An 18,982-nucleotide genomic window follows, 5' to 3' on the forward strand; every position below is an offset into this window, starting at 1 on the left:
GGCTGTTTGCGCTGGTATACAAAAAAACCGCTTCCTTGGGGAAAGGCAGCGGTAAGCGGTTTGCCCCGTCGATGGGGCCGCATGTTTCCCGTTCGGGCTGGATTTGGCACCTTGAGTCACGTTGTTGCAGGTTGCCGGGCGGTCCGAGGGCCAGGTCCCTACCGCCTCTCTTCATGATGGTTCGGAACAGAAGCTAATGGGACAAGACGGATTGTCAAGGGGAAGGGGTCAGTCGGTTTCCATGAACCCCTGAATTTTACGCTGGAAGCCTTTGTAAGCGATCATCAGGCTTTTGATCTGCTGTTTATCGGGAAAGAAATCATTGAAGACATCCTGAACCACATGGTAGGCCAGACGGTCCACGCCGATGCCCGTATCCACCATCATGGCCACTGTGTCGGCCAGGTAGAGGGTGGCCGTGGCCGGATCGTTCCACGATGCGGGGTTGGTCAGGTGGTGGTTTTCGATCATGTAGATCATGTGCGGGCTGAATTGCCACTGTTTGGCGATGATGCCGCCCAGGGTGGTGTGGTCCATGCCGAGAACTTCGTTTTCGGCCTCCACGAAACTCAAGCCCTTCCGGGACACCAACTCCTGGATGGCGTCGAGCCGGTCGGCGACGAATTCGTGCAGAACCACCTTGCCGATATCCTTGAGCAGGGCGGCCGTATAAATGGCCGGCAGGCTCATCAGTTCCTGCTCCCCGGCGATCGTTCGGGCGACCATGGCCCCGGCCACACTCTGGCGCCACAGGTCCCCTTTGGCCAGACCATACCCCTTCTGGGAACGGTTCAGGTTCCCGGACAGGTTCTGGGCCAGCACCATTTCCACGACCTGCTGCAGACCCAGCATGGCCACCGACTGCTGAACGGAATCGACCTTGACCGGCAGGCCCATGCTGGCGGAATTGACCGTCTTCAGCAGGTTGGCAGTGATGGCAGGGTCCCGCTCGACCACTTCCACCAGGTCGCTCAGGGAGGTGTCCGGGTCATCGGCCAGGTCGAGGACCTTGTGAATGACCATGGGGATGGGGTCCAATTGATTCACTTTTTTCAATATGCCGGCGAGACTGTCCATAATTCTCAAGGTCCTTTGCGCTGTCGGTCTGTGCCCATCCCAACCGGCCAATTCGCCTGAAGGTGAACAACCGCCGGTTCGTGGCCGATGGGAAGACGATCGGGTTCTTTGATCATCATCGGTTTTTTTTGGCCGGGCATTAGCACTTTTTTCCGGTGGGCTATCCTGGAAACGGATCGAGAAGGTGTGCCCGGCCTTCCACCAAGGCGGCTGCCAGCAGCAGAGGGAGAACGACGAGGAAGAAGGCCCGGTTGGCCTGTTTCCAGCGATGCAGGTAGGTTCCCGGAAGCCGGTCGAATCGATACCCTGCCCCGCGCCAGAAACCCACGCCCCAGGCCGTCATCATGGCAGGCCATTCGAAGATGCCGTGGGGTACCAGCATGGCGACGGCATCATGAAGGGAGGGGCCGCCGGCGATCCCTATCAGCCACCCCAGTATCAGGCCGTTGGCCATGGCGTTGACCATCGGAAAAAGGCCCCACAGGCTCACCAGGCACATGGCGACATAGGTGGCCGCCAGGTTGTGGAGAAAGAGCGAAAAAATGAAATCCGCGCCCTGCTTGCCCTCGAATTTATCGGCCAGGCTGCCGGCCGCCTGCTTCAAAAAGTCCAGATGGTCGGCAAAAAGCCACCCTCCCGCACAGCCTGCGGCATAAACGAGCAGGGCAATCAGAATCCCCAGGCGGGCCTGGTGGAGGGTCGACCAGGCGGCGACGTATTGACGTTTCAATCGTTTGGTTTCCCATCGTGTCATTGGGCATGCCATCCCATCGAGGTGCCCCGGTCAGGTCATGTCAGCGTTGGGCGATGCTCCCGTTCCCGGCAGGTTCCCGCGCCTGCCGCCGACGATAATGACGGCCCGCCTCGATCCCGATCCGATGGTCGCCACGGGTTTGGCGTTGCTGGTTGAATGATTATTTTTATCCGCGAACGATCTGTTGATGCTTACAAAGGAGACCCCATGATCCGTCTTGGCCTCTGTTGTATTTTTCGTGAGGAACCCATCAAATTCCGGCGTACCACGGCCAAATATCTGCTGTCGCTTTCCGACGGCGCGCGGGCTGACCATCTGGCCGCCATCTGCATGGAAAATGCGGATGCGTTGTACCGGTCCCTGGAATTCTGTGCCGACAAGGGCATCGGCGCCTTCCGGATCAACAGCCAGATTCTTCCCGTCAAGACCCACCCCGCCGCCGGGTACGACCTGGAGGATCTGCCGGATGGAGAGCGGATCATCCGGCGCTTCAAGCAGTGCGGGACGTTCAGCCGGAAAAACCATATCCGGACGTCTTTTCACCCGGACCAGTTTCTGGTGCTTTCCTCGCCGAATGCCGGTGTGGTCCAGCGGTCGGTGGCGGATCTGGAATACCATGCCCAGGTGGCCCGTTGGGTGGCCGCCGACGTTATCACGATTCACGGTGGCGGGGCATACGGCGACAAGCCGGCGGCCTTGGCGCGGCTGGCGTCGGTGATCGACCGGCTTTCCCGGGAGGTTAAAACCCGTCTGGCCCTGGAAAACGATGACCGGGTGTACACGCCGACGGACCTGCTGCCCGTGTGCGCCAAAACCGGGATTCCCCTGGTCTACGACCTGCACCACCACCGCTGCCTGCCCGACGGAAAAGGGGTGGATGAGATGACCCGCGCGGCCATGGCCACTTGGAACCGGGAACCGCTCTTTCATCTTTCCAGCCCGCTCAACGGTTGGGGTAACGGCCCGAGCCGGCCCCATCACGATTTTATCGAGCCGGGCGATTTCCCCGACGGATGGCGGAATCTTGACCTGACGGTGGATGTGGAAGCCAAGGCCAAGGAACTGGCGGTGCTGCGATTGAAAGCGGAACTGGCAACCACGGGGTCGTAATCAGAAACCGGCCTTGTCCTTTTCCTTCATCAGGCGTTCCAGTCCGCCGAGCACATGCTTTTTTACGCTCTTGATATGCCGGGAGAGGACGCTTTTTGCGCCTTCCAGGTGGTTGTCGCGAATGTGATCGAACAATTCCTTGTGAGCGGTGTCCGCCTTTTCCATCGAGGTGGAAAAAAGGATGTTTCCTCCGTATTTGAGATAGAGCAGGTCGAAGAGCAGACGCAGGGTCTGGTGCTGCACCCGGTTGCCGGACAGGGCGGCCAGGGTCAGGTGAAAGTCCATGTCCCTGAGCAGGCGGTCATACAGGTAGATTTCCCGTGACGCCTCAAGGTGTGCCTCCAGTGCCGCGGCCAGCCGGTCGATGGCCCCGGTGTCCAGCCGTGCCAGGGTCCGCGGCAGCAGTGCCAGTTCGATCTGTTCCCGAAAATCGTAGATTTCCTCCACTTCCTGAATGCTGACCGGCTCGGTATAGTAACCCCGGTGGCGTTCATGACGAACCAGCCCCTGGAATTCAAGCCACTTCAACGCCTGGATCACCGGCGTCTGGCTCATGCCCAGTCGTTCGGCCAGGTCCCGGTAGGCGATTTTCTGCCCGGGAACGATTTCGTTGTGGAAGAGCATCCGCCGAATGCCCTGGTAGGCCTTGTGCGTGTGTCCGGCATCGGGAGCCTGCTTTGTTTTTGAACGGGGCATATCGTGCTCCCTGGGAAAAACGGTCCCATCGCCGGGTGTGGGCATGCGATGGCCGGTGGGTTCAGCAACATAAGATTTGATCAATTATTTGATTAAATAAAAGCGGAGGGGTTGTCAATTATTTTAGCGAAAAGCGCCAGGCACAATACCACTCCTCCGGGTGTTCGTCCGGGGGGCAGCCGATGCATTCGGTTTGAATGCGGTCATCGATGGCGCTGGCAAAATAGGTGTATTCCACCAGACCGGCGGATTTGCAGGGGTAGTCGGGCAAATTTTTACCTTTCCGGGCCACCTGGACACGGCATTCGTTCATGCGGAAAATGAACGCGTCAGGCCCGTCGTCGGTAAAGGACTGAACGTTAATCCGGGCATAGACGCGAAAACCCAGGGCCTTTTTCAGCCCTTCCAGGCCGGGATGGTCGCCGAGTCCTAAAAACTGTTTGATGGACCACGCCTCGAAAGGGGAAAAGTGCGCCCAGCAGGAGTCGTTGCAGCGCTTGGCGTCGTTCATGCCGCTGGTGAATTCCACGGACTGAAACCATACCCCGTCATTGGCCAGCCAGTTGATGGCTGCACCGTCCAGCAGCGCCAGCAGGTCTTTCTTCTCCATGTCCAGCAGCGGTTTGGGAACGCCGTCGTGCATGTCGAACCCCAGGATTTTTGACAGCCGGTTGAGCTGAATGCCGATGCTTTTTTTAGAGGCCACGGAGAGGGCGTCCAGCGCCTTGTCCATGCCCATCTGGTGGCGGATTTCGGTGAACCAGAGCGCGTAGTGGATAATGGTCCGGTGCATGACGTCCATAACGAGGCGGGCGGTCTGCGTGTGGTCTAAATCCTCGGTGGTCCTGATGGTGTCTGCCATAAGAGGCTCCTTTCATCGATAACGGTTTCCATGCTTGATCGGGGTGCCGGCCATCCATGGGCACTGTATGGAAAGGCCCGTTTGAAGTCAAGCATTACGAACAAAAGCCCATAACAGACCCCCTGCCGTTGTTCACCGGCGGGTCGACCATTTCATGATGCGCCCCTTTGATTTCACCCCGCACGAATGCGATTTTTTGCCCCACACCGCCCATTCGCATTGCCTTCTTTACATTATTTGCGATTTCAGCTATTTTGGAAAGCTTAACAATAATTCAGGATACGCCCTGGCTGAAACACCACATCTGTTGACGATCCGGAAGCGGAAATGCTTTGATGGCCCAATCAACCACAACCACCGACATGCTGGCCGGTCTCGGCCGAATGGCCATTGCTCCCGTTCAGGAACTGGGACGGGTGGCGATCTTCTTTTTCCGGGGATTCCTGCATCTTTTTTCTTTTCCCCTCCAGGCGGACAAAATTATCGACCAGGTCTACTTTATCGGCATGAAGTCGGTGTTCGTCATCTGCCTGACCGGTGCCTTTACGGGGATGGTGCTGGGACTGCAGGGCTACTACACCCTGGTGAAGTTCGGTTCGGAAGGTCTGCTCGGGGCGGCGGTGGCCCTGAGTCTCATCCGGGAAATGGGCCCGGTGCTGACGGCCATCATGATCGTGGCGCGGGCCGGGTCGGCCATGGCTGCGGAGATCGGTATCATGCGTATTTCCGAACAGATCGACGCCCTGGAGACCATGGACATCAATCCCGTCCGATTCCTGTTCAGTCCCCGGCTGGGGGCTGCGCTGATCAGCTTTCCCTTCCTCACGGCCATTTTTGATGTGGTGGGCATCATGGGCGGCTACCTGACCGGCTCGCTCCTGCTGGGTATCAATTCCGGACTTTATTTCAGCCGCGTGGAGTCCAGCGTGCTGATGGAAGACATCAACGGCGGCTTTGTCAAGGCTTTCTGTTTTGCTGCCATCGTGGTGACCATCTGCTGTTTTCAGGGATATACGACCCACATGCGCAAGGAGGGGTTCGGTGCCAAGGGGGTCAGCCTGTCGACCACATCGGCGGTGGTCATCTCCTGCGTGATGATCCTGGTGGCCGACTATGTGTTGACCTCGTTTTTGCTGTGAGCAGACCATGACCGTACCGTTGATTCAATTTGACCGGGTATTCAAAAGCTTTGGCGACAATGCCGTGCTCAAGGGGGTGGACCTGTCCATCTACCGGGGAGAGGTAACGGCCATCATCGGAAAGAGCGGCATCGGCAAAAGTGTTCTGCTCAAGCACATCATCGGCCTTTTGGAACCTGACCGGGGGCAGATCCTGTTCGACGGCCAGGCGCTCAAGGCCATGGGCGTGGCCCAGCGCAAGGCCGCCAGGATGAAGTTCAGCTACATGTTCCAGGGAACGGCCCTGTTCGATTCCATGACGGTATACGAAAATGTGGCGTTGCCCCTCAAGGAGAAGGGTCGCATGCCCTTTCATGAAATAACCAACCGTGTCCGGGACAAACTGACCCAGCTGGACCTGGCGGGCATCGAAGACAAATACCCGTCCCAGCTTTCCGGCGGCATGAAAAAGCGCGTTGCCATGGCGCGGGCCCTGGTGACGGATCCGGAAATCGTCCTTTTTGACGAGCCCACCACGGGGCTGGATCCCGTCCGCAAGAACGCGGCCCACGCCATGATTTCCGAATACCAGAAGGCCTTCGGCTTTACCGGGGTCATGGTCAGCCATGAGATTCCCGATGTCTTCTACATTTCCCAGCGCATCGCCATGCTGGACCAGGGACGGATCGTCTTTCAGGGCAGCCCGGATGCGATCCGCAACAGCACCGAACCGGTGATCCGGCAGTTTATCCGGGGCCAGGATCCGGAGACCATGACCGCTGCATCGAGCCAGCATTAACAGGAACAGCCGCATCGGATGGCGTTGCGGCTGCGGAGGCAATATGAAAAAGACGTCTGTTGAAACCGCGGTGGGCGTGTTCGTTCTCATCGGTATGATCAGCGTGGCATACCTCACGGTCAAGCTGGGAAAAATGGAGTGGTTCGGTGACGATTATTACACGCTCGATGCACGCTTCGATTCGGTTTCGGGCCTGAAGTCCGGAGCTCAGGTGGACATGGCCGGTGTAGAAATCGGTCAGGTGGCCGATATCCGTCTTGACAATGAACTCCAGGTGGCCATAGTCCGCCTGAAGGTCAGAAAGGGCGTGATGCTGACCGATGACGTCATTGCATCGGTCAAAACCTCCGGGCTTATCGGAGACAAGTACATCAAATTGACGCCGGGCGGTTCGGACCGGATACTCAAATCCGGGGATCTGATCATTGAAACCGAATCGGCCCTGGACATCGAAGAGCTGGTCAGCAAATATGTTTTCGGTGATGCCGGAGACTAAGGAACCACGGAGGCGGTTATGATTGGTAAAGGTATAGCCGGTGCATGGATGGTTGTCGTGCTGATGGTGTTCCCGGTACTGGCGGTATCCATGGAGCCCATGGCGGTCGTCAAGGCGCCCATCGACGCCGTCATTGCGATTCTCAACGATCCCCGTTACCGGGTGGCGGACACCCGCCTGGTGCAGCGGGACGAAATCTGGAAAAGCGTCAAACCGATGTTCGATTTCGAAGAGATCTCCAGGCGGGCCGTGGCGCGCAACTGGCGAAAATTTGCCGATGCGGAAAAGGTTGCCTTCACCGATGTTTTCTCCCGGTTTCTGGGCAACACCTACATCGATAAAATCCAGGGCGAGTACCACAACGAGCAGATCGTCTACCTCGGGCAGAACTTTCATTCGGACGTCTACGCCGAAGTCAGAACCACGATCGTCAGGGAGACGGTCGAGATTCCGGTGAATTACCGGATGCGCAGGGGCGCTGACGGCCAGTGGAAGGTGTATGATGTGATTGTCGAGGGCGTCAGCCTGGTCAAAAATTATCGCACGCAGTTTGCCAGTATCCTCAGGAAGGAAAAACCCGCCCAGCTCATCGAGCGGCTGAACAAAAAGCTGGCGGAACAAAACAGGCAGCTGGCCGAAGACGGCTAATCATGGTTCGGCGCCGCGGTCCTCGGTTTTTCCCGAAACAAACGATCATACACAGCGAATAACTCATGCAGATAATGCCCAGATGGTCAATGATTCTTGTGGTGGCGTGCCTGCTGATCGCCGGACCGGTGTGGGCCGATGCGTCAGCGTCCCAGGCGGCCGCACCTCCTTTCGAAGAGACGGACGACGAATTTTACGACCCGTTCGATGAGGGTAGCGAGGATCTGTACGGCGATGAAGGCGAGGCGATGGACTCGGTTGCCGACCCCATCGCCGGGTTCAACCGGGCCATGTTCAGCTTCAACGACAAGCTTTATTTCTGGGTGCTCAAGCCGGTGGCTTCGGGATACCGCGTCATCCTGCCCACACCCGTTCGGGTGAGCATCAAGAATTTTTTTTTCAATCTCCTGATGCCGGTGCGGCTGGTCAATTGCCTGCTCCAGGGAAAAGGGCGGGCCGCCGAGGGTGAGTTCGGCCGGTTTGTGACCAACAGCACCGCAGGGATGCTGGGTTTCCTCAATCCGGCCAAAGATTATCCGCACCTGAACCCACCCGAGGAAGACCTGGGCCAGACCCTGGGACACTATGGCGTCGACAACGGGTTTTACATCGTCTGGCCGGTATTCGGTCCGTCGACCCTGCGTGACACGGTGGGCAGCTTCGGCGACTGGGCCCTGAACCCGTTTTCGTTCATGAAGCTGGTCAATGTGGATTCAAAGGCACTGACCTCCGACACGACCAATGTAGCGGTTTACACAACGAGGACCGTCAACGACACGTCTTTTCGTATCGGCGATTACGAAGCCCTGAAAAATGCTGCCCTGGATCCCTACGAAGCCTTTCGCAACGCCTACATCCAGAACCGGGACAGCAAGATCGCCGAGTAGGTGCCGGCAGCCGACTGCTTTCGGGAAGCATCCCATGAAAACCAGACTGACGATTCTTTGCGAGAATTCCGTGGGCCGGCCCGCCGGCGTAATCGGCGAACACGGGTTCGCCTGCTTGATTGAAACCGACGCCGGCAATGTGCTGTTCGATACCGGCCAGGGCATGGGGCTCTGCGGCAACGCCCGTGCCATGGGTAAAAACCTGGCCTCGATTCAGGCCATCGCCATCAGCCACGGTCATTACGATCATACCGGCGGGCTCCCGCAGGTGCTCAGACAGGCCGGCCCGGTACCTGTTTACGGCCACCCGGACATTTTCACCGCGCGCACCTGGTCCGACGGTAAAACCACCCGCTATATCGGCATGCGCCACCGCCGGGAATACCTGGAATCACTGGGCGCTCGGTTTCATCTGATTCGGGACCCGGTTGAAATCAGCCCCGGGATCCACCTGACCGGTGAAATTCCCAGGACCAACGATTTTGAACGGCCGGACCCCGACATGACACTGCATCCGGCCGGCGGCACCGCGGTGTGCCCCGACCCGGTCGCCGATGACCTGTCCCTGGTGGTCGATTCGCCCAAGGGGCTCATCCTGGTGCTCGGCTGCGCCCATGCCGGCATGGTCAACATCATCACCCATGTGCTGCAGACCTTCGGCCGGGACCGCATTTATGCGGTGATCGGCGGCACCCATCTGGGGTTTTCCCAGCCCGCCCAGTTCGATGAAACCCTCAAGGCCATCGACCGATACGGTATCGAGCGGGTGGGGGTCTCCCACTGCACCGGACAGGAAAAGGCGGCCATCATGCATGAGCGCCTGGGCGCACGGTTTTTTTTCGGCTGCGTGGGCGCCGAACTGTACGGCTGATGCTTGTGTTTTTCCTGGTACCCATTCAATTTCATCACCGACGGATCGCAGCCGGAAACGGATTGGGCATCCTGGCCGTAGAGAACATATTGGCGGGGGAGGACAAGCAGTCCGGTTTTATCGACAAGGTAGATGGAATCGGCAAACGTTTCAATTCCGGATAGTTGGCAGACACCCATGTACAATCGTTTTTTTGGATTCAAAGAGAGACCGTTCAAGCTGGTGCCCAATCCGGCCTACCTGTACCTGTCCCGGATTCATGAGGAGGTGCTGGCGCACCTGAATTACGCCGTGGGGTATGGCGAAGGGTTCGTTGAAATCACCGGCGAGGTGGGCACGGGAAAAACCACCCTTTGCCGCATGTTCCTCGAGAACCTGGACGACACCACCGAGGCGGCCTACATCTTCAACCCCAAGCTCGACGCCCTGCAGCTGCTCAAAGCCATTAACGACGAGTTCGGCATCGACTCGGATACCGATTCGGTAAAAACCCTCATCGACCGGCTCAATCATTTTCTGCTGGAGAAGAAAGCCCAGGGCCGGCGTGTTCTGCTGCTGGTGGACGAAGCCCAGAATCTGAGCGCCGACGTGCTGGAGCAGTTGCGGCTGTTGTCCAACCTGGAAACCAACACCAGCAAGCTGCTTCAGATCATCCTGGTGGGGCAGCCTGAGCTGGGGGAGCTGCTGGACACCGAAGCGCTTCGACAGCTGAACCAGCGCATTACCTTGAGCTGCCACCTGATTCCCCTGGGTTATTCGGAAACACGGGAGTACATTCGTCACCGCATCCACATCGCTTCACGGAAACCGGGCCTGGACTTTACGGCCGGCGCTTACCGGTCCATCTTCCGCTACACCGGCGGCGTGCCCCGGCTGATCAACATCGCCTGCGACCGGGCCCTGCTCACCGCCTTTACGCTGGGCAAGCATCGCATCACCAACCGCATCGTCAAGCGGGCCCTCCGTGAGCTGGACGGTAAAAGAAGCCGATCCCGTCCTCCCGTCCCTTACCGGGAAAAGCTGGTCATTGGCCTGCTGGTGGTGCTGGTGATCCTGGTGGGCGGGCTCGTTGCCGGTCAGACCCTGTTCAGCCGGATCGGCGGACTGTCCCTTGCGCCGGTCGTTCATCACAAAATTGAAACACCGCCGGCCGACCCGTCTCCTGCGGTTCCCCCCGAGCCTGCCGAACAAGGGGCTGAGGACGTGATCGGGCCAGCGACGGCACCCGGATCTGACCCGCCCGAAGCCAAAGCACCGGCGGCGGCAGCCCCGGATGTCATGGCGGCGGCCATTGACCCGGAATCGCCGTCGCCGGCCCGTGAACTCGAACAGGCCATAACGTCCATGGGCGCCCTTGATTCCAGAACCGCTGCGCTGACAGCCGTCCTGAGGCAATGGAAGGTCCCTCACCCCATGGGCGACGGTCCGGTGGGGGGGCTGGACGGTGACATGTTTTTCCGCACGGCCGCACGGAACCATGCCATGGAAGTCCTGCGGGTGCAGGGCAGCCTCGATCTGATCCGGGGGTTGAACCTGCCGGCCATCATGGAATTCCCGCATCCGGACGGCAGCGCCGTCCGGTTTCTGGCTGTGGTGGGCCTGGCAGACGGTGAAATCAGACTGACCGACGGAGCCACGACCTTCTCCATCCCTCCTGCATCGCTGGCGGGATTGTGGAATGGCGTGGCCCATGTGCTGTGGAAAAACTACTTCAATTACACGGGCGTCATTCCGATATCCTCACCCGGGGACGTGATCCTGTCCCTCAAAATGCACCTGAAGGCCCTGGGCTTTGCCATCGAAGAGATGAACGCCGCCTATGACACCGTAACGCGGGCGGCCGTCGAAGCGATCCAGGCGCGCAACGGCCTGGAAGTGGACGGAATGGTTGGCCCGTTGACCAAGATTGCGTTGTACAACGAAGATCAGACACTGAATGTTCCCCGCCTGGCGGATGCACCCGGTGGATGATGCCGAACTCGCGCCTGTAAGGGCTCGAGGCAAGGAGCCAAGCCGTTGAGTTCCATTTTGGATGCGTTGAAAAAGGCCGAGCAGGAATCCTCCCCGGATCGGGAGAAGGATAGCCCATGGCTTCCGCTGCCTGACCAGCCGCCGCGCCGGCAGCGTCGCCGCTGGTGGTGGGTGCCGCTCGGTCTGGTGGGTTTGCTCGCTGTTGCCGCCGCGGTGGTGTGGCAGGTCCGATCTCCGGGTTCTCCACGTCCTGAGGCGTCGCCGCCGGTCCAAACGAACGACAGCAGACCGCCTGTCGCTGCCAAGGCACCGCCGCCCAAGCCCGCTGTGGCCGTGGCCTCCCAACAGCATGCGCCATCGGCGACAGCCGTGGAGGCGGGCGCCCCGGGCCGGGCCGCGGACGATGCGCCGCCGACCGAGACGGCGTCGCCCCTCCCGCCGGCTCGCCCCCCCAAGCAGTCCCCGGTTGTCGGCAGCCCGGCACCGACGCCAATGGTGCCATCGGCCCCGCAACCGACGGTGAACGCCCGACGGGAGACCCTTGCCCCCCAGCCCGCACCGTCGATTGCCCCGGCCCTTCCCGAGCCCCGTCCCGCGAAGACCGTAGAGCCCGTCCCGGAGCCGCCGGATAGCGGGAAAACCTTCAGAAACGATCCGCGCATCGACCTGCAGGCGCTGGTATGGGCGCCGGAAGCCGCGGCACGGTTCGTCGTCATCAACAATCGTCTGATCAAGGAAGGCGGTTCCCTGGACAACATCGTCGTGGTGAAGATCAACCCGGACGATGTGCTGCTGGCTGAAGGCGCCAACCGCTGGTATGTGGAATTCAAGGTCCGTTAGCCATGGGGGCATACCGGCGCCGGCGCTGTTTTCTTCGCAAGGCCGGTTACCTCGAATCGGCGTCAGCCGCGTCTTACCGGTTCCGCACTTGACGATGGATCCGCAAAGCGGTTCGATACCCTTCTTGTTTCATCCCCAGGGAGGTTAAATAGCAATTATTATCAGATGATTGCGGTTAATCGCCTGCGCGGTGAGGACGCCCTTCGAAACGGTTGCGAACCCGCCAGCCAAGGCTTTCCCGCCCGTTTTCCCTGTCGATTGACAGCCGTCAAAAAATTCGTGAGAACGGCCTCAAACCAAAGAAATGCTTGAAAAACCGGTTGATTACCCGTTCTGCATTTGCTAAGTAGGCGTTCATGCAAGCTAAAGTTGTCGACAGAGTCGGCCGAAACCTCGCTGAGACGGGTTGACGGTTCGAAAGGAAAAAAAGAATATGCGCTGGAAATGTAATGTGCTTGCACGACGGTTTTGCCTCGCGTTGTTGGGAATGGTCTTGTTTTGTTCGCCCCCGCCGTGCGGGGCTTCCGGTTTTCAGGCGACCCTGCCCGTGAACGCGACCCTTGTGCACCCGGTCGCACCACCGCCATCGGCAGTCAGTGTCGTCGAAGGGCAGATTCGCAACGGAACGCTGTACGAGGCCCTGACGGCCTGTGATATTCCGCCGGCGGAAATTCTCTCCCTCTCCAGATCGTTTAAACCGGTATTCGACTTTCGTTGCTCCCGACCCCAGGATTTCTACCAGGTAAGCGTCGACGACCAGCGCCTGATCCAAAAATTTGTTTACAAGACCAGCCCGCTGGACGAATACGAGGCCGTCAAGGACGACAAGGGCGGCTATCGGGTTCACAAGCGGCACATCTCCCTGGATCGGCAGGTGGTGGCCAAGGTCTTCACCATCGAGACCTCCCTTTATCAGGCGGTGGCCGACAGCGGCGAAACCCAGCAGATCTCAGGGCTGGTGGCCGACATTTTTGCCTGGGATATCGATTTCTACCTGTATCCGCGCAAGGGCGACCGCATCGCCGTCGTTTATGAGCGCTGCTACAAAGACGGCGCCTTTGTCAAATACGGAAACGTGCTTGCCGCCCGGTACGTGGGCCGCCAGAAGACCTTTTCCGCCTTTTTATTCAACGACGGCCAGTTTGACGGCTATTACGATGAAACCGGCCAGCCGCTGAAAAAAATGTTTTTACGCACACCGGTCAAGTTCGGCAAAATGACATCGCGCTATTCAATCCGGCGTTTCCACCCGGTTTCCAAACGTTACAAGGCGCACACCGGCATCGACTACGGGGCGCCCACCGGCACCCCCATTTTTGCCACGGCCAACGGCAGGGTCACTTTTTCCGGGTGGAAGGGCGGCTACGGCAAGCTGACCATCGTCAAGCATCCCAACGGCTATCAGACCTATTACGGCCATTGCAGCCGGTTGCTGAAAAAGCGGGGACAGCTGGTGGAGCAGGGCGAGGTCATCGCCCGGGTGGGCCAGACCGGCGTGGCCACCGGCCCCCATGTGCACTACGAAGTCCGGGTGAACGGCAAGCCCATGAACCCCAACAAGGTCAAGAAAAGCCGGGGCAAACCCCTGAAGCCCGCATTGCTGGCCAAATTCAAGGAAACGGTGGACGAGCGGCTGTTGCTGGTGGACCGCCTGCTGGAGGAAAAAGACAGCCTGGTGATGCTGAGCCAGGACCATTGATTCACTTGACCTCCTGATCAAAAAGGCCTAAATAAGTGTCGAAAGACCTGAACCAATTATGGGGGTGTAGCTCAGCTGGGAGAGCGCAGCGTTCGCAACGCTGAGGTCAGGGGTTCGATCCCCCTCATCTCCACCAAATCTTAATCCAGCTTAGTCCGACTAAGCACAAAAGGCCCTGAATCTTCAGGGCTTTTTTCGTTTCTTGCGTCCAACAGCGTCCGATAAAATCCATTGACAGCCAGCGTTTTTGGGGGTGTACTTTCTTTTATAGGTCCCCCTAAAACCGAAAGAACGCTCATGGCTATCCCTGCAGAAAAGATGAAGTTGATGCTACCTCACCTTGTCCCTCTGGCCAGCCAGGCCGCTGAAATCCTGCAAGAAATACAGCCTTTGACCGGTGACGGCCGCTACGTCTTTCCAAGTGCACGAACCAAAAAACGGCCGATGAGCAACAATACGGTGCTTGCTGCCCTCCGTCGCATGGGCTTTGAAAAATCCGAGATGACCGGTCATGGATTCCGGGCAATGGCCCGCACAATGCTCGATGAAGTGTTGAACGTACGCCCTGATTTCATTGTTTTTCAACCTTGTTCTAAAAGTGATTCAATGTTCATTTTTTGGGAATACTCTTGACATTCCCATTTTGGGAACATAATGTTCATTACATGCATATAATCGCGACCAGAACGATCAACGCCTACCGCGAATGCTATCCTGATGCAGATAGCGCTCTCAGGACATGGGTCGCTCTAATTAAAAAAGCGGAATTCCAGCATCTGCCGGACTTAAAAAGGGTGTTCCCTTCAGCGGATTTCGTCAAACCTGATCGTATCGTTTTTAATATAAAAGGCAATCAATACAGGTTCATAGCCAGTATTGATTTTGGTCGCCAGGTCGTTTTTATAAAGTGGTTTGGCAGGCATAAAGATTACGATAACATTAACCCATCGGAGGTGAAGCATGAATATCCACCCTGTTAAAACGGAAAAGGATTATGATGCCGCCCTTACTCGCATCGAGGAACTTTGGGGTGCCGAGTCTGGAACCCCCGAAGGTAACGAACTTGATGTCCTGCTGACGCTAGTTGGGGTGTACGAGGATGACTATCATCGTGTTCCTTTACCCACTCCCATTGAAGCCATTAAGTTCGTTATGGACCAAAGGGGCTTTAAACAAGCTGATCTTATCCCTTACCTGGGAAGCCGCTCAAAAGTATCCGAGGTCTTGAATGGGAAACGGACACTGACGCTATCAATGATTCGAGCCCTTCACGGACATCTTGGAATACCAGCTGAGGTCCTTATTCAAGATGGCTCGGTTTTCCCTATTGATGGAGAAGCTGTCGATTGGGGCAGCTTCCCCATTAAAGAAATTGTCAATCGAGGTATTGTTTCGGGGTATGACCACAAAACACAAGCAGAGGAAATAATGCGTGACCTTGCATCTCAAGCAGGGGCAGACGATTATTTCTCTCAAGATAAGGCCGCCTGTTTTCGCCAAGGCTCAAGGAGAAACGAAAAAGACAATCCCTATTCAATAAAGGCTTGGATCTTGAGTGTTTTGGCCGAGGCCAATAAAGTTGAGCTTAAGACAAAGTTCAACCTTGAAGAGTTAGATCATAAGTTCATTTCGAAAGTTGCGCATCTGAGTGTTTTATCCAATGGAGTTGTTGCCGCAAAAGAATTCCTATTGAACAAAGGAATTAAGATGGTTGTTGTTCCTCATTTCAAAAAGACATATTTGGATGGTGCTGTACTTTTAAACAAGAATAGCACACCGATAATTGCCTTAAGCATAAGGCATGACAGGTTGGACAATTTCTGGTTTACTTTAACCCATGAGCTTTCACATTTATTGTTGGGCCATGTTCACCGTTTCGATGGGCAGTGTATAATTGATGATCTGGATCTAAGGGTTGCTTTAGATGACTTTGAGAAAGAAGCTGATAGAGTTGCCCAGGAATCCTTGATTCCCAACCAAATGTGGCTTTCCCATCCTGCAAGAAAAACAAGAAAAATTAAGGATGTTGTTGCCTTAGCAAGGAAAGCTGACGTTCATAGCTCTATTGTGGCTGGCAGGATACGTTTTGAAGAGGACAATTATCGTATTTTATCAAGGCAACTTGGTCAGGGTGAAGTTCGAAAAAATTTTAAATGTTTCAATTAAGGCCCAAGATGGAAAAATGTCAATTTTACAAAAGTACTGGTGGTACGCAAACATCCAGGCAATTGATTAGGGGAAATCGCAACCCATCACAGCCCTGGAGTAACTTCCAGCATTGGTGTGAACACGAAAAGTCACCAAAAAGAAAAGGAGTCATAGGGCGCTTTGAATGCTTTGGCGATCCTGATAAATGCGTTATCGACGACATGGATTTAAATCAATGAAGGAAATACAACTCAACGGATACATAATAATAGCTCATCCCCAACAACTGGTGAATAATGGACAATGGGCTGTCAATATTTCGATTGAAAAGCGCCGCGCTGGCAGCGTTACGAACAGACAATTTTCCGCAGCGTTTTATCAGACCTGTCTCCTCTTCCCAGTTCCTTTGAAGCTCCCGATCAACTTGAAATGATTCATGGATATTGGCGTTACCCATTACCATCACCAGCGGAATATAACGGCTACCAAACGATCAACAGGGGTGGATACTGTGGTGAAATTGGAAAAATAAGTGTGACCGCGACAAACGGTGGATTTGTGCATGAATCTGAAACAAACGCGGTCACTGCGCCCATCGTTGGCTTGGTGGATAATCCTACTGTCAGTTCGGGCATCACGCCAACCATCAAGTGGGATTATACCACCATTGATGAGGGGGATCCCAAGCAGTTCAGGGTCTGTGTTTTTGAATCAGGCACCAGAAATATTATCTACACCAGTGATGCCCTGGCCTTAGACGCCAACGAACACACGTTGCCAGACGATATCGTAATCATCGGGGAAAAATATACGATTGCAGTTATGGCAGAGGACACTATCTATAAGGAGGACTTCGGGTCAAACAACCAAATAGCACAGAGCCGTTCAGGAATGTACGTGGAATATACGCCGTACAGCCAAATTCCAGGCATGACGGATCAAGTCTATATGCCGATGGTGTCGGTCGATTTGAACCCGAATGACAATTACGGTGCCGTATTTGAATTTGACATTTGTGTGAACTCCAATGACATGTATTTCCTCGATCCGTGGATATCAATCGGTTACGATTTCAAGGTTGGAGAAGGAGACCCATTATTCAGTTCGGTTCTTCTTCCTGATATCGGAGACGGATTCTTTGATTTATATTACTTGATCGATGACGAGTGGGTTTATCAAACTAAAATCGAAGGGGGTACTGAATATTTCTTTGGCGCGGAAGGCGTTGAAATGTTTCGAATATCAGGCGTCGAGGAAAGCTTGGGGCTTGACCCTCAAGATGCTACCGCGTTCGTTACAGGAATCAGATTCAATGGAGAGGGACACTTTACAGGAGGAATGACCCCTATACTGCAATGGGATGCAAAACCGAAATCGATGCCCTGGATACCGTTACTGTTGTTTAATGACTGATTCATCTCCACCAATTTCTTTAAACCCGCAGGACGACCAGCCGGTTTTCAATTTGTTCGCCCCCACAATCTTCAAGTGGTCCTTGTTTCACCCACCACGTACACAAAGTGGAAGGCGAAGGCGGTCAATAATCTGTATTCGACATCTCACCGAGACTTGATTCGCAACAGATATGGACACTGGTCGAGAGAATAAGGAGAGGCGACATTTTGCGCTTAGTATCTGGCCCTGAGGGGATGAGAGGAAAGGGGGGCTCTGCAATCAGGACGGTACGGGTATGGATGAATTTTTTTGACAATTTCATTTCATTGCGATAGTACTCTTTCCCTTAAAGGCGCCGTAATGGGCTTAATAGGGAATCTCGTTAAAGTCGAGAGCGGTCCCGCCGCTGTAATCGGGGACGAAATCCGCAATGCCACTGTTTCGATTGTGAACGAAACGGGAAGGTGCGGAGAGTAGGACGATCCGAAAGCCAGAAGACCTGCCTTTAAGAGAGCCGGAATCCCCCCGATGGAAGGGGCCGGTGACATATTCGACAGGGCCAAGAAAACTGGGTGCAACCCTTCATGCTGATGTCTGCATGAAGGGTTTTTTTATGCCAGGAGGCATCTAACACAATTATCTTAAAGGAGGCGTGCATTATGAAAAAGTGGCGTTGGTTGGTTCTGGTGATGAGTGTTTTTCTGACAACCGGTCTTGCTTTGGCGTCCAGCGGCCATGAACACGGCGACCAGGAACCTAAAAAGGTCGGCATCTTGCTGGTCGCTTTCGGGTCCAGCGAAGCTTCGGCCCAGGTTTCCTTTGACAACATCGACAAAAAGGTCAAGGCCGCCTACCCTGACATCCCAGTTCGTTGGGCTTTCACATCCTACATCATCCGCGAGAAACTTGCCAAACAGGGCAAACAGCTGGACTCTCCCGAGATTGCACTGGCCAAAATGCTGGATGAGAAGTTTACCCATGTTGCCGTCCAATCCCTGCACACCATCGGCGGCGCGGAATATCACGACCTGCGAAAAACGGTGGGAGCTTTCAGGAGCCTGGGCGGCTTCCAGAAAGTGATTCTGGGCTACCCTCTGATGGCCACGCAGAAAGACATGGCGCGCACCGTGGACGCCATTTTGGCAACCATTCCGAAGCAACGGAAAAAGAACGAGGCCGTGGTGCTCATGGGCCACGGTACCCACCACCCCTCCAACGCGTTTTACGCCGCATTGATGTTTCAGCTGCAGCTCACGGATTCCAACATTTTCGTCGGAACCGTCGAAGGATACCCGGATGTCGAATTGATTAAAAAGATGATCCTCAAGAAGAAAATCAAAACGGCCTACCTGCTGCCCTTCATGTCGGTTGCCGGCGATCATGCCAAGAACGACATGGCCGGAGACGAACCGGACTCCTGGAAATCGATTTTCACCCAGGCCGGCATCCAATGTGTTCCCATTCTCAAGGGGACTGCCGAATTCGATGCATTCGTGGACATATGGGTGGACCATGCGGGCGGACCCCTCGGTCATTTCTAAACCGCAAACCGGGGCACGCATAAAACGCGATGCCGTCAGCTCATGCTCGACGGTCATTCTTTTTTCAGCC

The 18,982-nt window shown here is 55.9% G+C and carries 20 protein-coding genes, 1 tRNA gene and 2 riboswitches; of the genes, 16 read left to right on the forward strand and 5 right to left on the reverse strand.

What is annotated here, in order from left to right; all coding sequences use genetic code 11:
- Positions 1 to 76: 76 nt before the first annotated feature.
- A riboswitch (SAM riboswitch) is annotated at positions 77 to 180 on the reverse strand.
- A 48-nt stretch (positions 181 to 228) separates the two neighbouring features.
- Positions 229 to 1,077, reverse strand: coding sequence for an HDOD domain-containing protein (locus tag DSCA_RS20745; RefSeq protein ID WP_155318245.1), 849 nt, complete (start codon positions 1,075 to 1,077; stop codon positions 229 to 231).
- Positions 1,078 to 1,237: 160 nt separating this feature from the next.
- Entirely contained in the window at positions 1,238 to 1,831 is a 594-nt protein-coding gene (locus tag DSCA_RS20750; RefSeq protein ID WP_167527883.1) for a stage II sporulation protein M, read from the reverse strand.
- Between the two features lie 207 nt (positions 1,832 to 2,038).
- Here DSCA_RS20750 and uvsE point away from each other — a divergent pair, with 207 nt between their 5' ends.
- Positions 2,039 to 2,941, forward strand: coding sequence for a UV DNA damage repair endonuclease UvsE (gene uvsE, locus DSCA_RS20755; protein WP_155318247.1), 903 nt, complete (start codon positions 2,039 to 2,041; stop codon positions 2,939 to 2,941).
- Here uvsE and DSCA_RS20760 read toward each other — a convergent pair whose 3' ends face one another.
- Together DSCA_RS20760 and DSCA_RS20765 are read right to left on the reverse strand one after the other, a co-directional pair.
- A complete protein-coding gene (locus tag DSCA_RS20760) occupies positions 2,942 to 3,637 on the reverse strand; it encodes a GntR family transcriptional regulator (protein WP_155318248.1) in 696 nt (231 codons plus the stop codon). It lies immediately after the preceding gene.
- Positions 3,638 to 3,755: 118 nt separating this feature from the next.
- Positions 3,756 to 4,499 carry a DUF6125 family protein gene (locus tag DSCA_RS20765; RefSeq protein WP_155318249.1) on the reverse strand — a complete coding sequence of 248 codons (744 nt, stop codon included), beginning with the start codon at positions 4,497 to 4,499 and terminating at the stop codon, positions 3,756 to 3,758.
- Between the two features lie 335 nt (positions 4,500 to 4,834).
- Here DSCA_RS20765 and DSCA_RS20770 point away from each other — a divergent pair, with 335 nt between their 5' ends.
- The 13 genes from DSCA_RS20770 (at position 4,835) to DSCA_RS20830 (ending at position 15,994) form a co-directional block, all read left to right on the forward strand.
- Complete coding sequence (locus DSCA_RS20770; protein WP_155318250.1) at positions 4,835 to 5,638, forward strand: MlaE family ABC transporter permease; 804 nt, start codon at positions 4,835 to 4,837, stop codon at positions 5,636 to 5,638.
- A gap of 7 nt (positions 5,639 to 5,645) precedes the next feature.
- A complete protein-coding gene (locus DSCA_RS20775) occupies positions 5,646 to 6,416 on the forward strand; it encodes an ABC transporter ATP-binding protein (protein WP_155318251.1) in 771 nt (256 codons plus the stop codon).
- 43 nt (positions 6,417 to 6,459) lie between these two features.
- Positions 6,460 to 6,912 carry an outer membrane lipid asymmetry maintenance protein MlaD gene (gene mlaD / locus DSCA_RS20780; protein WP_155318252.1) on the forward strand — a complete coding sequence of 151 codons (453 nt, stop codon included), beginning with the start codon at positions 6,460 to 6,462 and terminating at the stop codon, positions 6,910 to 6,912.
- An 18-nt stretch (positions 6,913 to 6,930) separates the two neighbouring features.
- Positions 6,931 to 7,560: an MlaC/ttg2D family ABC transporter substrate-binding protein gene (locus tag DSCA_RS20785; RefSeq protein WP_155318253.1), complete on the forward strand. Its 630-nt coding sequence runs from the start codon at positions 6,931 to 6,933 to the stop codon at positions 7,558 to 7,560.
- Between the two features lie 74 nt (positions 7,561 to 7,634).
- Positions 7,635 to 8,447, forward strand: a complete 813-nt coding sequence (locus tag DSCA_RS20790) for an MlaA family lipoprotein (RefSeq protein ID WP_197904641.1) — start codon at positions 7,635 to 7,637, stop codon at positions 8,445 to 8,447.
- A gap of 34 nt (positions 8,448 to 8,481) precedes the next feature.
- On the forward strand, positions 8,482 to 9,318 hold the full coding sequence (locus DSCA_RS20795) for an MBL fold metallo-hydrolase (protein WP_155318255.1): 837 nt from the start codon (positions 8,482 to 8,484) through the stop codon (positions 9,316 to 9,318).
- 177 nt (positions 9,319 to 9,495) lie between these two features.
- Complete coding sequence (locus DSCA_RS20800) at positions 9,496 to 11,289, forward strand: AAA family ATPase (RefSeq protein WP_167527884.1); 1,794 nt, start codon at positions 9,496 to 9,498, stop codon at positions 11,287 to 11,289.
- A gap of 333 nt (positions 11,290 to 11,622) precedes the next feature.
- The gene (locus DSCA_RS20805) at positions 11,623 to 12,129 is read left to right on the forward strand and encodes a general secretion pathway protein GspB (protein ID WP_155318257.1); all 507 of its coding nucleotides are present in this window, start codon (positions 11,623 to 11,625) and stop codon (positions 12,127 to 12,129) included.
- 547 nt (positions 12,130 to 12,676) lie between these two features.
- Positions 12,677 to 13,828, forward strand: coding sequence for a M23 family metallopeptidase (locus tag DSCA_RS20810; RefSeq protein WP_167527885.1), 1,152 nt, complete (start codon positions 12,677 to 12,679; stop codon positions 13,826 to 13,828).
- A gap of 60 nt (positions 13,829 to 13,888) precedes the next feature.
- A tRNA-Ala gene (locus DSCA_RS20815) sits at positions 13,889 to 13,964 on the forward strand.
- Positions 13,965 to 14,125: 161 nt separating this feature from the next.
- Positions 14,126 to 14,461 (forward strand): tyrosine-type recombinase/integrase, encoded by a 336-nt coding sequence (locus DSCA_RS20820; RefSeq protein WP_155318259.1) that lies wholly within the window; start codon positions 14,126 to 14,128, stop codon positions 14,459 to 14,461.
- 32 nt (positions 14,462 to 14,493) lie between these two features.
- The gene (locus tag DSCA_RS33325) at positions 14,494 to 14,808 is read left to right on the forward strand and encodes a type II toxin-antitoxin system HigB family toxin (RefSeq protein ID WP_407924257.1); all 315 of its coding nucleotides are present in this window, start codon (positions 14,494 to 14,496) and stop codon (positions 14,806 to 14,808) included.
- Positions 14,789 to 15,994 carry an ImmA/IrrE family metallo-endopeptidase gene (locus DSCA_RS20830; protein ID WP_155318261.1) on the forward strand — a complete coding sequence of 402 codons (1,206 nt, stop codon included), beginning with the start codon at positions 14,789 to 14,791 and terminating at the stop codon, positions 15,992 to 15,994. The genes DSCA_RS33325 and DSCA_RS20830 overlap by 20 nt, the downstream gene beginning before the upstream one ends.
- Before the next feature lie 214 nt (positions 15,995 to 16,208).
- Here the strand turns inward: DSCA_RS20830 and DSCA_RS20835 are convergent, their stop codons facing one another.
- On the reverse strand, positions 16,209 to 16,433 hold the full coding sequence (locus DSCA_RS20835; protein WP_155318262.1) for a hypothetical protein: 225 nt from the start codon (positions 16,431 to 16,433) through the stop codon (positions 16,209 to 16,211).
- Positions 16,434 to 16,510: 77 nt separating this feature from the next.
- Between DSCA_RS20835 and DSCA_RS20840 the strand changes: the two genes are divergently transcribed.
- Both DSCA_RS20840 and DSCA_RS20845 read left to right on the forward strand, forming a co-directional pair.
- Positions 16,511 to 17,389 (forward strand): hypothetical protein, encoded by an 879-nt coding sequence (locus DSCA_RS20840; RefSeq protein ID WP_155318263.1) that lies wholly within the window; start codon positions 16,511 to 16,513, stop codon positions 17,387 to 17,389.
- A 315-nt stretch (positions 17,390 to 17,704) separates the two neighbouring features.
- A riboswitch (cobalamin riboswitch) is annotated at positions 17,705 to 17,892 on the forward strand.
- Positions 17,893 to 18,030: 138 nt separating this feature from the next.
- Positions 18,031 to 18,912: a sirohydrochlorin cobaltochelatase gene (locus tag DSCA_RS20845; protein WP_155318264.1), complete on the forward strand. Its 882-nt coding sequence runs from the start codon at positions 18,031 to 18,033 to the stop codon at positions 18,910 to 18,912.
- The last annotated feature ends 70 nt before the right edge of the window (positions 18,913 to 18,982 follow it).

This window comes from Desulfosarcina alkanivorans (genome assembly GCF_009688945.1).
GTDB lineage: Bacteria > Desulfobacterota > Desulfobacteria > Desulfobacterales > Desulfosarcinaceae > Desulfosarcina > Desulfosarcina alkanivorans.